General features: G+C 64.0%; 10 protein-coding genes. 7 read left to right on the top strand and 3 right to left on the bottom strand.

The window, feature by feature from the left end:
- The first annotated feature begins 27 nt into the window (after nucleotides 1-27).
- Genes VGU00_RS14780 through VGU00_RS14760 form a run of 5 tightly spaced genes read left to right on the top strand, consistent with a single transcriptional unit; the run spans nucleotide 28 to nucleotide 4,682 of the window.
- Nucleotides 28-879 (top strand): sugar ABC transporter permease, encoded by an 852-nt coding sequence (locus VGU00_RS14780; protein WP_327469754.1) that lies wholly within the window; start codon nucleotides 28-30, stop codon nucleotides 877-879.
- Nucleotides 876-1,691: a carbohydrate ABC transporter permease gene (locus VGU00_RS14775; protein WP_327469752.1), complete on the top strand. Its 816-nt coding sequence runs from the start codon at nucleotides 876-878 to the stop codon at nucleotides 1,689-1,691. Before VGU00_RS14780 ends, VGU00_RS14775 begins: the two co-directional genes overlap by 4 nt.
- Nucleotides 1,688-2,470, top strand: coding sequence for an alpha/beta hydrolase-fold protein (locus VGU00_RS14770; RefSeq protein ID WP_327469750.1), 783 nt, complete (start codon nucleotides 1,688-1,690; stop codon nucleotides 2,468-2,470). The genes VGU00_RS14775 and VGU00_RS14770 overlap by 4 nt, the downstream gene beginning before the upstream one ends.
- Nucleotides 2,467-3,813, top strand: coding sequence for a GH1 family beta-glucosidase (locus VGU00_RS14765; protein ID WP_327469748.1), 1,347 nt, complete (start codon nucleotides 2,467-2,469; stop codon nucleotides 3,811-3,813). The genes VGU00_RS14770 and VGU00_RS14765 overlap by 4 nt, the downstream gene beginning before the upstream one ends.
- Nucleotides 3,810-4,682 (top strand): endonuclease/exonuclease/phosphatase family protein, encoded by an 873-nt coding sequence (locus tag VGU00_RS14760; RefSeq protein WP_327469746.1) that lies wholly within the window; start codon nucleotides 3,810-3,812, stop codon nucleotides 4,680-4,682. Before VGU00_RS14765 ends, VGU00_RS14760 begins: the two co-directional genes overlap by 4 nt.
- Before the next feature lie 3 nt (nucleotides 4,683-4,685).
- Here the strand turns inward: VGU00_RS14760 and VGU00_RS14755 are convergent, their stop codons facing one another.
- Together VGU00_RS14755 and VGU00_RS14750 are read right to left on the bottom strand one after the other, a co-directional pair.
- Entirely contained in the window at nucleotides 4,686-6,143 is a 1,458-nt protein-coding gene (locus tag VGU00_RS14755; protein ID WP_327469744.1) for a glucoamylase family protein, read from the bottom strand.
- A 105-nt stretch (nucleotides 6,144-6,248) separates the two neighbouring features.
- Entirely contained in the window at nucleotides 6,249-9,308 is a 3,060-nt protein-coding gene (locus VGU00_RS14750) for a TonB-dependent receptor (protein ID WP_327469742.1), read from the bottom strand.
- Nucleotides 9,309-9,554: 246 nt separating this feature from the next.
- Between VGU00_RS14750 and bglX the strand changes: the two genes are divergently transcribed.
- Nucleotides 9,555-11,873 carry a beta-glucosidase BglX gene (gene bglX / locus VGU00_RS14745; RefSeq protein ID WP_327469740.1) on the top strand — a complete coding sequence of 773 codons (2,319 nt, stop codon included), beginning with the start codon at nucleotides 9,555-9,557 and terminating at the stop codon, nucleotides 11,871-11,873.
- A gap of 40 nt (nucleotides 11,874-11,913) precedes the next feature.
- Nucleotides 11,914-13,152 carry an MFS transporter gene (locus VGU00_RS14740; RefSeq protein WP_327469738.1) on the top strand — a complete coding sequence of 413 codons (1,239 nt, stop codon included), beginning with the start codon at nucleotides 11,914-11,916 and terminating at the stop codon, nucleotides 13,150-13,152.
- On the opposite strand, the gene VGU00_RS14735 is transcribed toward VGU00_RS14740, so the two are convergent.
- Nucleotides 13,142-14,017 (bottom strand): cation diffusion facilitator family transporter, encoded by an 876-nt coding sequence (locus VGU00_RS14735; RefSeq protein WP_327469736.1) that lies wholly within the window; start codon nucleotides 14,015-14,017, stop codon nucleotides 13,142-13,144. The two genes, VGU00_RS14740 and VGU00_RS14735, sit on opposite strands and share 11 nt — an antisense overlap.
- Nucleotide 14,018: the final 1 nt, after the last annotated feature.

Raw genomic sequence — 14,018 nt, 5'->3', positions numbered from 1 at the left:
ACGAACGAAGCCCGCGCGGGGTGGGCGATGTCATCGCCCGCGCTCGCGGCGATCCTGCTCTTCTTCGTCCTGCCCGCCCTCGCGTCGCTGGTCCTGAGCTTCACCGATTTCGACATCTATGCGCTCGCCGACATCGGCAACCTGCGCTTCGTCGGTTTCCAGAATTATGAAAGGCTGACCCAAAACCCACTGTTCTGGAAAGCGATGACGAACACCCTGCTGTTCGTTGCGGTCGGCACGCCCTTCATCGTCGCGCTGTCGCTGTCCGCTGCCATGCTCGTCAATTCGCGCTGGCTGAAATGGCGCCCGGTGTGGCGCGTCGCGCTGTTCGCGCCCTATGTGACGACGCTCGTCGCGACGGCAGTGGTGTGGCGCTACCTGCTCCACACGCGCTACGGCCTGCTCAACTATCTGCTGTCCGTCTTCGGGGTACCACCGATCGACTGGCTCGGCAGCCCGAACGCATCGCTCCCCGCGATCCTGATCTTCGTCGGCTGGAAGACCTTCGGCTATAATATGATCATCTTCCTCGCCGCGCTGCAGACCGTGCCACGCGAGCTCGACGAGGCAGCGCGGATCGACGGTGCCGGCTGGTTCGCGCGGCTCCGCCATGTCGTCCTGCCCGCAATCGGCCCGACCTTGCTGCTCGTGTCGGTGCTGACCGTCGCGGGCATGTTCCAGCTGTTCGCCGAACCCTATGTGATGACGCAGGGCGGCCCCGCCCAGTCGACCGTGACCATCCTCTATTTCATGTATGAGGAGGGCTTCAAATGGTGGAACCTCGGGTCGGGTGCCGCGGTCGCCTTCCTGCTCTTCCTCTGCATCCTCGCCGTGACCTTGGTGCAGTTGCGGCTCGCGAAGCGGAGCGGCGCGATATGAGCCTGCGCCGCTGGTCCGTCACGCTGCTCGCCGCGCTCGTTGCGCTGATCACGATCGCGCCGCTGTTGTGGATGGTCTCGGTCAGCTTCATGGCGCGCGGCGAGGCGGCGCAATTCCCGCCGCCGTTGCTGCCAGCCAATCCGAGCTTCGACAATTACCGCATGTTGTTCGGCAGCTTCGGGATCAGCCGCTTCCTGCTCAACAGCCTGTTGATCTCGACGCTTGCGACGGCGCTTGCGCTGCTCTTCACGATCCCGGCAGGTTATGCCTTTGCCAAGCTGCGCTTCAAGGGCCGCGACGCGACCTTCCGCCTGCTCGTCGCCGCGCTGGTCGTGCCCGGACAGATCGGGATGCTGCCGCTGTTCCTCGAGCTCAAGGCGATGGGGCTGGTCAACAGCTATGCCGGCGCGCTGATACCCTGGCTCGCGGGGATTTTCGGTATCTTCCTCGTCCGCCAATATTGTCTGTCGATCCCCGACGAAATGCTCGAGGCGGCGCGTATCGACGGCGCAAGCGAGGGGCAGATATTGCGCCGCATCGTCGTGCCGATCCTGACCCCGGTCATCGTCACGCTCGCGCTCTATGTATTCCTGTCAAGCTGGAACGATTTCATGTGGCCGCTGATCATCCTCGCCGACCAGCAGCTCTACACCTTGCCCGTCGCACTTGCCGCGATGAGTCGCCAGCATGTGCAGGACAATGAGTTGATGATGGCCGGCGCGGTCGTCACCACCCTCCCCGTGCTCATCCTCTTCCTCGCCCTCCAGCGCTATTATCTGAGCGGGCTTCTGACCGGGAGCGTCAAGGGATGAGCCGTTCAACCGAGGAAAGCATGATGAAATACTGGACCGCGGCGATGCTGGGCCTCTCTCTCGCCGCCTCCCCTGCGCTCGCAAGGACGAAAGCGCCGCCGGTGATCGAAGGCCAGACGGCACAGCAGCCGGTCGCGCCAGGCAATTATCCGTATCAGCTGTTCGTGCCCAAGGGCTATCTGGCCGACATCGCAACGCCATATCCGCTGCTGATTTTCCTCCACGGCTCGGGCGAGCGCGGCGACGATGTCGCGAAGGTGAAGGTGCACGGACCGCCGAAGATCGCCGACCGCGACCTCGACTTTCCGTTCCTGACCGTCTCGCCGCTGCTCGGCACCGATCAGGATTGGGATATCGAAAAGCTCGATACGCTCGTCGACCATATCGCCCGAACATACCGCGTCGATCCCGCGCGCATCTACCTTACGGGTCTCAGCCGCGGCGGTCACGCGAGCTGGCGCTGGGCGATCGCCGAACCGAAGCGTTTCGCCGCCGTCGCCGCGGTCGCCGGGCGCGGCAATCCCGGCGAGGCGTGCCGGTTGATGGATCTGCCCGTCTGGGCCTTCCACGGCGACCGCGACGATGTCGTCGTCCCCGAAGGCAGCTTCGCCATGGCGCGCGCGATCCGCGCCTGCGGGGGCCGCAAGGTCCGCCTGACCATCTATCCCGACCTTGGCCACAATGCCTGGGATCCCGCCTATGACGACCCGGCGCTTTACGCCTGGCTGCTCGAACAGAAACGCCCCTCCCCGATCGCCACCGACAAGGACAAGAAATGACGCAGACTGTTTTCCCCGACGATTTCCTGTGGGGCGCGGCGACCGCCGCCTATCAGATCGAGGGATCGCCGCTCGCCGACGGCGCGGGCGCCAGCATCTGGCAGCGCTTCAGCCACGACCCGCGGCTGATGGCGGCGAAGGGCGACACCGGTGACGTGGCGTGCGACCATTATAACCGCATGCCCGCCGACGTCGCGCTGATGAAGGAACTGGGGCTGAAAGCCTATCGCTTCAGCGTCAATTGGGGCCGGGTGCTCCCCGAGGGCATCGGGCGCGTGAACGAGCCTGGCCTTGGCTTCTACGAGCGGCTGGTCGACGAACTGCTCAAGAATGAAATCGAACCGCTCCTGACGCTCCATCACTGGGATCTGCCGGCAGCGCTCGACGACAAGGGCGGCTGGCTGAACCGCGACAGCGCCGACTGGTTCGCCGATTATGGCTCGGTGATGTACCGCCGCCTCGACGATCGCGTGAAGAAATGGGTGACGCTTAACGAGCCCTGGGTGATCACCGACGGCGGCTACCTCCACGGCGCGCTGGCGCCCGGGCACCGCAACCTGTTCGAAACGCCGATCGCAAGCCACAATCTGATGCGCGCGCACGGCCGCGCGGTGCAGGCCTATCGCAGCGAAGGCGCGCACGAGATCGGGCTCGTCGTCAATATCGAGCCCAAATATCCGGCGAGCGACAGCGCCGAGGACGTCGCCGCCACCGCTCGCGCACACGCCTATATGAACCGCCAATATCTCGACCCGGCGCTGAAGGGCAGCTACCCCGACGAACTCGCCGAGATATTCGGCGAAGCCTGGCCGCAGTGGCCGGCCGAAGACCTGCAAGACGTCTGCCAGCCGCTCGATTTCATCGGGATCAACTATTACACGCGCAACGTCGTAAAGGCCGACCCGAACCAGTGGCCGGTCGGCGCGTCGCCGGTGCGGCAGAATGCGACGCATACGACGACCGACTGGGAAGTCTATCCGCCCGCGCTCACCGACATGCTCGTCTGGTTCCGCGACACCTATGGCGATATCCCCGTCTATATCACCGAAAATGGCGCCGCCTTCTACGATCCGCCGAAGGCCGGGCCCGACGGGATCGACGATCCGCTGCGCTGCGATTACCTCCGCACGCATATCTCGGCGATCGGCGATGCGATCCGGCAGGGCGTCGACGTGCGCGGCTATATGGCCTGGTCGCTGCTCGACAATCTCGAATGGTCGCTCGGTTTCTCGAAGCGCTTCGGCATCGTGCATGTCGATTATGAAACGCAGGTCCGCACGCCGAAACGCAGCGCGCGCTTCTACAGCCACGTCATCGCGGCGAACGGCGGGAATCTCGGATGACCCGCGGGCTGCTGATCCTCGCTGCGGCGCTGCTCGTGCAGCCCGCGACGGCGAAGGAACGCGCCGACCGTTACAGCGCGATGACCTATAATATCCGCCTCGACCTTGCCTCGGACGGCGACAATGCGTGGCCACACCGGCGGGGCGCACTGACAAGCCTCGTCGCCTATTATGCGCCCGACCTCGTCGGGATGCAGGAGGCGCTGCTGCACCAGAAGCAGGGCGTCGAAGCCGACCTGCCCGCCTACCGGTTCGTCGGCGTCGCGCGCGACGACGGCAAGGACAAGGGCGAATATTCGCCGCTCGGTTTCCGCCGCGACCGCTTTGCCCTTGTCGCTTCGGGCACTTTCTGGCTGTCGCCGACCCCCGACGTGCCGGGCAAGGGATGGGACGCCGCCTATCCGCGCGTCGCGAGTTGGGCGCGGCTGACGGACAAGACCGCGCGGCGCAGCCTGCTTGTCGTCAACACGCATATGGACCATGTCGGCACCACGGCACGGCTGGAGGGCGCACGGCAGATCCGCCGCTGGATCGGCGCCAACCGCAAGCCCGGCGACAGCGTCATATTGATGGGCGATTTCAACAGCCCCGCCGACAGCCCGGCGCACGCCGCAATCACCGACGCGACGCCCGGCCAGATTGCGCTCCGCGATACGATCGAAATCAGCCGCGCCCCGCATTTCGGCCCGCTCGGCACCTTCACCGGTTTCAGGATCGAACAGAATGAACCGAGCCCGATCGACCATATTTTCGTGAGCGATGGCGTCGCGGTGCTGCGCCACGCGACGCTGACGCAGCAGACGGGCGGCAAACTGCCTTCGGACCATTATCCGGTGCTCGCCGACCTGTGCATCGGCAAGGGTTGCTAAGCCTTATTCGGCCTTCGCCCGATCGAGCCAGCCGCCGGTAAAGCCGATGCGCTTCAACCCGCGGACGATGTGCGGGTTCTTGCGCATCACCTTCCAGACGAGGCCGCTGCGGTGATTTTCCATCATCGCGAGGATCGGCCCCTGATCGATGCCGAGATAATCGTTCGCGATCCAGCCATGGACCGGATCGATCGTCCCGCTGCGCGAGCCAACCTCGGTGAAGGTGAAGCTGGGGTTGAAGGCGTCCTTGAAGCCGTAGCGCGTATAGAGGCGCTCGCCGTATTTCTGGCGCATCGCCATTAACGACGGGATAGTCACCTCGGGCGCGAAGGCGACCGAGCCGCCCGCTGCCGTCGGCACGATCGTGCCGTCGTCGACGACGCGGATCGCGCTGACGCCGCGCGCCATATAGGTGTTGAAGTTCCGGGGGGTGCGGCCCACGACAAGCTTGCCCTCCGAATAGGTCGGGCCGTCCGACGCGGTCCAGCCCCAGAAATCGGCGCTGTAGCCCGTCCACTTGTTCGGATTGTCGATGCCATAGGCACGCTGCGCCAGCGTCGCACGGCGGCTGTTCTCGAAATAATCGATGCCCTTGCCGCGCATGAAATCGTCCTGGATGCCGCGGAAATCGACCCAGACGTGGCTATACTGGTGCCCGAACAGCGGCTCGAACTGTAGATGCTGCTGCCCGTAATAGCTGCCCCAGTCCTTTTCGAGATCGGCCGCCCAGCCCTTGTCCCACGCATCCTTGCCGACGGGGTGCGTCGGCGAACCAAGCGCGAGCACATAGACGAGCATGCCCTCATTATAACCGATCCAGTCGTGCGTCTCGAAACCCTTCTCGGGCTTCCAGCCCATCGTGATGCCATGCGACCCCGGATGGTTCGCCGCATCGGTTCCGGTGTTGGTGCGCTGGACGAAAGTCCAGTCGACGCGCGTGTATATCTTCTCGGCGAGGGCGCGGATCTCGGCTTCGACCGGATCGTCGCGGTCGAAATAGCTTTGCGCGAACAGCGCCCCGCCAAGGAACAGGCTGGTGTCGACGGTGGAAAGCTCGTTGGTCCGGAAGCGCGTGCCGTCGTCATTTTTCAGGAAATGATAGAAAAAACCCTTGTAGCCGGCCTTGCCCGCGGCCTCGGGGCCCTGCGGTGCGGTCCAGTAAAAGCGCAGGCAATCGCGCGTACGAAGCGCCGCCTCGGCGCGCGTCACATAGCCGCGCTCGGCGCCGATGCCATAGGCGGTCAGCGCAAATCCCGTCGCCGCGATTGAAGAGAAAGGCTTGCTCGGCCAGCGGTCGGGCGCAAGGCAGCGCTCGGTATCGGTCGTGTCCCAGAAATAGCGAAAGGTGCGCTGGGTCAGATCTTCGGAAAAGGCCGCCTCGCTCAACGGCGCGACGGATATCGCTGCGGGGGTGGGAGCGGTCGGTACGGGCGTGACGGTGCAAGCGACGAGAAGCGCCACGAGGGGCAACGACAAGGCCCCGGTCCGGAACGGCATTCGGTACTCCAAAAATTGGGCGCCCGGCCCACGGGAGGGGGGGTGCGGGCCGGGCGCCTGGTCAGCCGGTCAGAAAGAGAAACCGGCCGATAGCTTAATCGTCCGCGGCGGGCCATCAATCGCATAGTCGGTCGGGTTACGCAGACCCGTGACGCCGTTGAAGCCGCTGAAATTGCGGTCGTTGAACAGGTTGATGATGTCGAGACGGAAGCGCAGCCGCGTCTCGTCGCTCACGAACTTGAGCGGAACATTCTTCGTGATCGAGAGGTCCATCTGGCGATAGCCCCACAGGTCGCCATTCCCCTTGGTTTTCGTCGACACGATGTCGCGGCTGAGCGGATCGCCCGGCGTGAACACGAATGTGGAGAGATATTTCGGCGACGCGATCTGGAATTTGCCCGACAGCGTAATTCCGTACGGGATATCGACCGACCCCGCCATCACGAAGCGATGCTTGCGCACGCCCGTCGAGGTGATGAAGGGATAGGCATCCATGTTCGGGAAATCGAGGCTGAAGGTTTCGCCGAACTGCCGGTTTTCCTCGGCATCGGTGAAGGTATAGGTCGCGTCGAGGCTCCACGGCGAGAACTCGGTATAGCGCTTCGTCAGCTTGAAATAGGCTGTGTTGGCGCGCGTTTCGATCCCGTTTGTGCCGATGATGATGCTGCCGAACGGTGCCGGAGCGAAGCCGAAAGGCGAATCCGGGTTGCCCGTCGCAGGGAAGAAGCTGCCGTTCGCCCGGCGGTTGCCGAGCAGATAGACGAAGCCGTCCTTGCTCTCGACATAGGAATAGCCGACTTCGAGATCGAGCAGGTTGAACTTGCCCCGGACGCCCAGGCTGAACTGGTCCGAATAGGGCACCTTCAGGTCGTTCTTGATGAAGCGCAGCTCGCGGCCGGCTCCGACCGGCAGCCCGGCGATCAGCGCAGCGCGGCCTTCGGGGGTCAGATACGCCGGATTCCACGCAATGCAGGTCGCGCTCGGCGCGCAAGTGTTCGTCGTGTCGCCCGGATTGTTGAAGTTGAAAGTGCGCGTTGCGAACAGGCCCTGCGTCAGTTCCTGCTGGATATTGTCGAACTGCGTCCGATCATAGGAACGGCCGTAGCCACCGAAAATCGCGAATCTTTTTTCGTCGTCGAGTGCATAGGTGAAGCCCAGGCGCGGCTGCCAGGCGCCCTTGAACGCCTTCCGCTCGTTGCCCGTCGAGATATAGTCGTTGATGTCGTAATCGGCGTTGGCAAGATTCGCATAGGGCGGCGTTACCACGCCGTTCGGTCCGGTATAGGACGCACGGCCCGCGACGAATTCGGCGATCGCCGGATCATGCTTGTAGTTCAGGAAGGCCGGGGTCCGCTCATAATCCCAGCGCAGGCCGATATTGAGCGTCAGGCGGTCGTCGATTTCCCAATCGTCCTGCGCATAGATACCGAACTGGAAATTCTTCGACCGGATGTTCGGGTCCCCGCCTTCGACGGGCGCACTGAACACCATCCGGTACGGGATGTCATCGTTGAACGTGCCGCCGTTGGGGTTGTAGTTCACATTGTAGGTGAAGACGGGGTTCACGCCATTTTGCGTGTTGGTGTTGAGTTCGACCCACTTGCCCTTCACGCCGACCTTGAACGTGTGCCCCTCGAGCCCGGTGTAGGTGAAGTCATTCGACACCTGCCAGCCATTCTGGCCCTTGTCCTGGAAATTGCTGCCCGCGCCAATGCGCAGGATGTCGCCGCGGCGGCTGGTCGTCGCCGGCGGCGGGTTCGGCACCGTCGCGTTGAAGATCGAGACATTGCCGAAATTGAGCGGGCGCGGCCCCCAGGTCACATCCTCATAGGCAACCTTGAAGTCGTTGACCCACGTGTCGGCGGTATGCTCCCAGCGAGCGAGGCCGCGCCATTCCTCGACCTTCGCGATCGTCCGCGTTTCGAACGCAGCAAAACCGCTGTTGAACTGTTCGCCGCTCTCGTCGCGATATTTGACCGAGAATTCGAACAGGTCGTTCGACGTCGGGGTGAAGTTGATCTTGCCGAAATAGAGGTTCTCGTTGAACGTCTCCTTCGCCGATCCGAAGACATCCTGATATTCCGACGGAAAATAGCTGACGGGCAGTTCAAGCCCCGGCGTGATATCGCGCGGGTTGACCCGGCGCTTGCCTTCATAAGTCACGAAGAAATGCAGCACGTCCTTGATAATCGGGCCCCCCAGCGCCCCACCGAACTGGAGATCCTTCGACCGGACTTTCGGAATATAGCGGGGAAAGTTCTCGGCCGGCCGCCGGTCGCGCAGGCTCTGGTTGGTGAAGTCGATAAAGCCTTCGCCGTGAAATTCGTTGGTACCCGACTTGGTGACCGCCGTGACGGCAACCGAACTCACTTGGTCGAATTCAGCCTTATAGTTCGAGCTTATGACGCGATATTCGCCGATCGCGAGCTGCGGGAACGGGTTGCCCTGTGTCGAATCCTGGCCGGTCACGCCATTTTTGAGCACATAATCCTTCTGCCCGATGCCATCGATGAAGATGTTCACCGAATTGCTGCCCTGCGCGCCGCCCTGCAGGCGCGACTGGTCGCTGCCGTTGGTGAGGAACTGGACGCCCGGCGCGAGGTCCGCGAAAGCAAGGAAGTTACGGTTGTTCTGCGGCAGCACCTCGATCAGGCGCTGCGAGATGTTAGTCCCGACTTCGCCGCCCTCCATCGAGCGGATACGGCTGCCGGTCACGATGATCGCATCGTCGCCGCCTTCGGCAATGTCAGGCTGCGAAAAGTCGAAATCGAGCACCGCGCTCTGCGCGACGCTGAGGGTGAATTCGTCGGTGTTGCGAACCCCGCCCGAGGTCGTGATCTCGAGACGATAGGTGCCCGCCGGAAGCGAGGCAAAGGTGTAGCTGCCGTTCGAGCTGACGCCCGAGGTACGCGTCAGGCCGGTGTTGACGTTGATCGCTTTCACTTCGGTCGCGCCGCCGTCCGCCTTCACCGTCCCGCGGAGCGACGCGTTCGACACCTGTGCATGGGCGGGAGCCGCGACCGCAATGGCCAGCGCGGCGGTCGCGCTGCTCCACGCCAAGGCGGCAGCGAGCGAACGTGCGCGCGACTGGCGTGCGGAAACAGTCTGAAAATCATGCGGAAACTTCACGGCATCCTCCCTTTTTGTGCCCCCGACATTTCCCGCGCTCGCTTCATTCGCCGACCGGCCTTGCCACCGGTCGCCGACGAGTCGCGGGAAACCGCGTCGTGTTTTTTTGATTTGTAACCGGTTTCACGATCACTGTATAGGGGGAAGCGACGCAATGGATGCAATCGGGGGCCAGCCGGTTTTCAGCCGAAATTCGGCCAATCCGCGTGACAATGTATAAGCAAACCCGACCGGGAAGGACGAATCATGCCGCCGATGAAGCGCAATCTCACATGCCTGACGCTGGCCACCCTGATGGTGGCGGGACAACTTGCCCCCGCCCCTTCGCTCGCGAAACCGGCGACGAGCGAACAACAGCCGGCTCCCGCCGATTCGGCGGGCTGGATGCGCCCCGATCCGAAGATGGACCGCTTTATCGCGGACCTGATGGCAAAGATGACGCTCGACGAGAAGGTCGGCCAGCTGAACCTGCTGACGAGCGACTGGGAATCGACCGGACCGACGATGCGCGCCGGCTATCAGGACGATATTCGCGCGGGCCGGGTCGGCGCGATCTTCAACGCTTATACCGCCAAATATACGCGCGAGTTGCAGGCGCTGGCTATCGAGGGAACGCGGCTCAAGATTCCGCTGATCTTCGGCTATGACGTCATCCACGGACATCGGACGATCTTTCCGATCTCACTCGGCGAAGCCGCGAGCTGGGACCTGCAAGCCATTGAAAAATCGGCCCGCGTGTCGGCAGCCGAGGCGTCGGCGGAAGGCATTCACTGGACCTTTTCGCCGATGGTCGACGTCGCCCGCGATGCGCGGTGGGGCCGCATGTCCGAGGGCGCCGGCGAGGATGTCTATCTGGGCAGCCTGATCGCGAAGGCGCGCGTGCGTGGCTATCAGGGCGACGACCTGTCGCGCCCCGACACGATCCTTGCGACCGCAAAGCATTTCGCAGCCTATGGCGCGGCTCAGGCCGGGCGCGACTATCATACGGTCGACATTTCGGAACGGACGCTGCGCGACATCTACCTGCCGCCCTTCAAGGCGGCGGCCGACGCCGGCGCCGCGACCTTCATGACCTCGTTCAACGAATATGACGGCGTCCCCGCATCGGGGAACCATCATCTGCTAACCGACATCCTGCGCAAGCAATGGGGCTTCAAGGGTTTCGTCGTAACCGATTACACGTCGATCAACGAAATGGTCCCGCACGGTTATTCGAAGGACCTGAAACAGGCGGGAGAACAGGCGATCAACGCCGGGGTCGACATGGACATGCAGGGCGCGGTCTATATGGAAAACCTCGCCAAATCGGTCACCGAGGGCAAGGTCGACATCAAGCGCGTCGACGCCGCGGTCAAGGCGATCCTCGAAATGAAATACCGCCTCGGCCTGTTCGAGGATCCGTATCGCTATGCCAGTGAGGCGCGCGAAAAGGCGACGCTCTACAAGACCGAATTTCTCGAGGCCGCGCGCGACGTCGCGCGCAAATCGATCGTGCTCTTGAAGAACAGGGACAATGCCCTGCCCCTCGCCGCCACCGCAAAGTCGATCGCGGTGATCGGCCCGCTGGCCGACAGTAAGGAGGATATGATCGGCAGCTGGTCGGCCGCGGGTGACCGGAAGACCCGTCCGGTCACATTGCTCGAAGGATTGAAAGCGCGCGCGCCAAAGGGAACGAGCGTCGGCTACGCCAAGGGCGCGAGCTATGACTTCGCCGCCGCGGGGAAAACCGACGGATTTGCCGAAGCGGTCGCGCTGGCGCAGAAATCCGACGTCATCATCGCCGCGGTCGGCGAGCATTGGAACATGACCGGCGAAGCCGCAAGCCGGACCTCGCTCGACCTGCCCGGCAACCAGCAGGCACTGCTCGAAGAACTCAGGAAGACCGGCAAGCCGCTGATCGTCGTGCTGATGAGCGGGCGCCCGAACAGCATCGGCTGGGCCGACACGAACGCCGACGCAATCCTCGAAGCCTGGTATCCGGGCACGATGGGCGGCCACGCGATTTCGGACGTCCTGTACGGCGACTATAATCCATCGGCCAAATTGCCCGTCACCTTCCCGCGCAATGTCGGGCAGGTGCCGATCCATTATGACATGAAGAACACCGGCCGTCCGATCGAACTCGGTGCGCCGGGCGCCAAATATGTCTCGCGCTACCTCGATGCGCCGAACACGCCGCTTTATCCCTTCGGCTATGGCCTGAGCTACACCAGCTTCACCTATTCACCGGTCACGCTCGACAAGGCCGCGATCCGGCCGGGCGAAAAATTGACCGCCACGGTCAGCGTGACCAACAGCGGGACGCGCGATGGCGAGGAGGTGGTGCAGCTCTATGTCCGCGACCTCGTCGGGTCGGTGACCCGGCCGGTGAAGGAGCTCAAGGGTTTCGAAAAGGTCGCGCTCAAAAAGGGCGAGACGCGGACGATCCGCTTTACCCTCAGCGACAAGGATCTCGCCTTCACGCGGCAGGATATGAGCTGGGGCAGCGAACCTGGCCAGTTCAAGCTGTGGGTCGGCCCCTCGTCGGCCGAAGGATCGGAAGCCGCGTTCGAACTGACCGAATAGCCGGTTGCCGCAGCGGGCGTGCCGGTTTACCCGCCGACAGGTGAGTCCCGACACGCCCGCCCCGCCGTCCGCCTTCGCGCCGTTCCGTTATCCCGCCTTTCGCGCGATCTGGATCGCGAACCTCGCGTCGAACATGGGGTCGATGATCCAGTCGGTCGCCGCGGCCTGGCTGATGACCGAACTCACCAGTTCGCACCTGCTGATCGCGCTGGTGCAGGCGGGGACGACGATCCCCGTCATGCTGCTCGGCGTCTTTGCGGGTGCCATCGCCGACAATTTCGACCGGCGGCGCGTCATGCTCGCGGCGCAGACGGGGATGCTGATCGTATCGGCGGCACTGACGTTGATCACCTATATGGGCGCGATCACGCCGCTGACCCTGCTGTTCTTCACCCTTGCCGTCGGGTGCGGGACCGCACTCAACGGCCCCGCATGGCAGGCGTCGGTACGGCTGCAGGTCGGCCCACGCGATTTGCCGCAGGCGATCGCGCTCAACACGATCGCGTTCAACCTCGCGCGCAGCGTCGGGCCCGCGCTCGGCGGCATCTTGATCTCGATCGTCGGAACCGCCGCCGCCTTCGGGCTCAATGCGCTGAGCTATATCGCGCTGATCGTCGTCCTGCTGCGCTGGCATCCCGAGACGGTACCGCCGCGCCGCACCCCGATGTTGACCGCGATCGTGGCGGGCCTTCGCTTCTGCGCGCAGTCCGACCCGGTGCGCCGCGTGCTGATCCGTGGTTTCGCTTTCGGCCTTGGCGCTGCGGGGTTTCAGGCGCTTTTGCCCTCGCTCGTCCGCGATCGGTTGCACGGAACCGAGATCATCTATGGGCTGTGTCTCGCGGCTTTCGGCGCGGGATCGATTTTCGCCGCACTGTGGATCGGCGCGGCGCGGCGGCGCTGGGGCAGCGACCGTGTCGTCACCGTCGCGTCGCTCGTCTTTGCCGCGGCGATGCTGCCGGTCGCGCTGACCGCCAGCCTGCCGCCCACGATCCTTGCGGCTTTCGTCGCCGGCGGCGCGTGGGTCTCCACACTGACAACGCTCAACGTCGCGATGCAGCTTCGCTCGCCCGAGGAAATCCTCGGCCGCTGCCTGTCGATCTATCAGGCGGTGACCTTCGGCGCGATGGCGCTCGGCGCCTATACGCTCGGACTGGTCGCCGACCTCGCCTCCCTGCCCGCCGCGATCCTCGGTTCGGCGGGCTGGCTGCTGCTGACCGCGCTGGTCCTGCGCTTCGTCGCGCCGATGCCGCAGCGCGACGAAGGCCGGATCATGCCCTGACCGCCAGATCGATCTGGATGGTCGCGTCCGCGATGTCGAACCGGTCGTGGAGCAATCCGGCGATATTGCGCTGCAGCGCACCGATGTCGCTTCCTGGCAATGCGACGGCCCGAACCGTCGCACAGTTCAGTCCGTTGCTGATCGACCAAAGGCGCAGCTGCGGCAGCTTGACGATGCCGGGGACGCCCTTCACCATGCCGCGAACTTCGCTGAGGTCGATGCCGTCGGGGACGCCTTCGAGCAGGACGTTCACCGTGCCGCGCAGCAGCACCCATGTGCGCGGCAGCACCCACAGGCCGATCAGCACGGCGACCACCGGATCGATCCATGTCCAGCCGGTAAAGCGGATCAGGACCGCGCCGGCGACGACGCCGACCGACCCGATCATGTCGGCCCAGACCTCGAGATAGGCGCCCTTGACGTTGAAGCTCGCATCTTTGCCTGCGGCAAGCATGCGCATCGCGATCAGGTTAACGACGAGCCCGACGGCGGCGACCGCCATCATACCCCACGACTGGACCGGTTGCGGATCGCGGAAGCGGTCGATCGCTTCGACGAAGATATAGATGGCGATCGCGAAGAGCATCAGCGCATTGAAAACCGCCGCGAGAATCTCGACGCGGCGATAGCCGAAGGTCCGCCGCTCATCGGGCGGCTTCGCACCGAGCCGGATCGCGAGGAGCGCGATCGCGAGCGCCGCGACGTCGGTCAGCATATGCCCCGCGTCGGACAGGAGGGCCAGGCTGTTGAAGTACAGCCCGCCCACCACCTCGACGACGAGGAACGTTGCCGTCAGCGCCAATGCCCCGCCGAGCATGCGGACATTCGCGCCCGCGACAGGATCGTGGCTGTGGTCCTGTCCCATC

It is taken from the genome of Sphingopyxis sp. (assembly GCF_035944815.1).
Classification (GTDB): Bacteria; Pseudomonadota; Alphaproteobacteria; order Sphingomonadales; family Sphingomonadaceae; genus Sphingopyxis.
The sequence above is the reverse complement of the archived record's forward strand: the minus strand, read 5'-3'. Positions and strand labels throughout refer to the sequence as shown.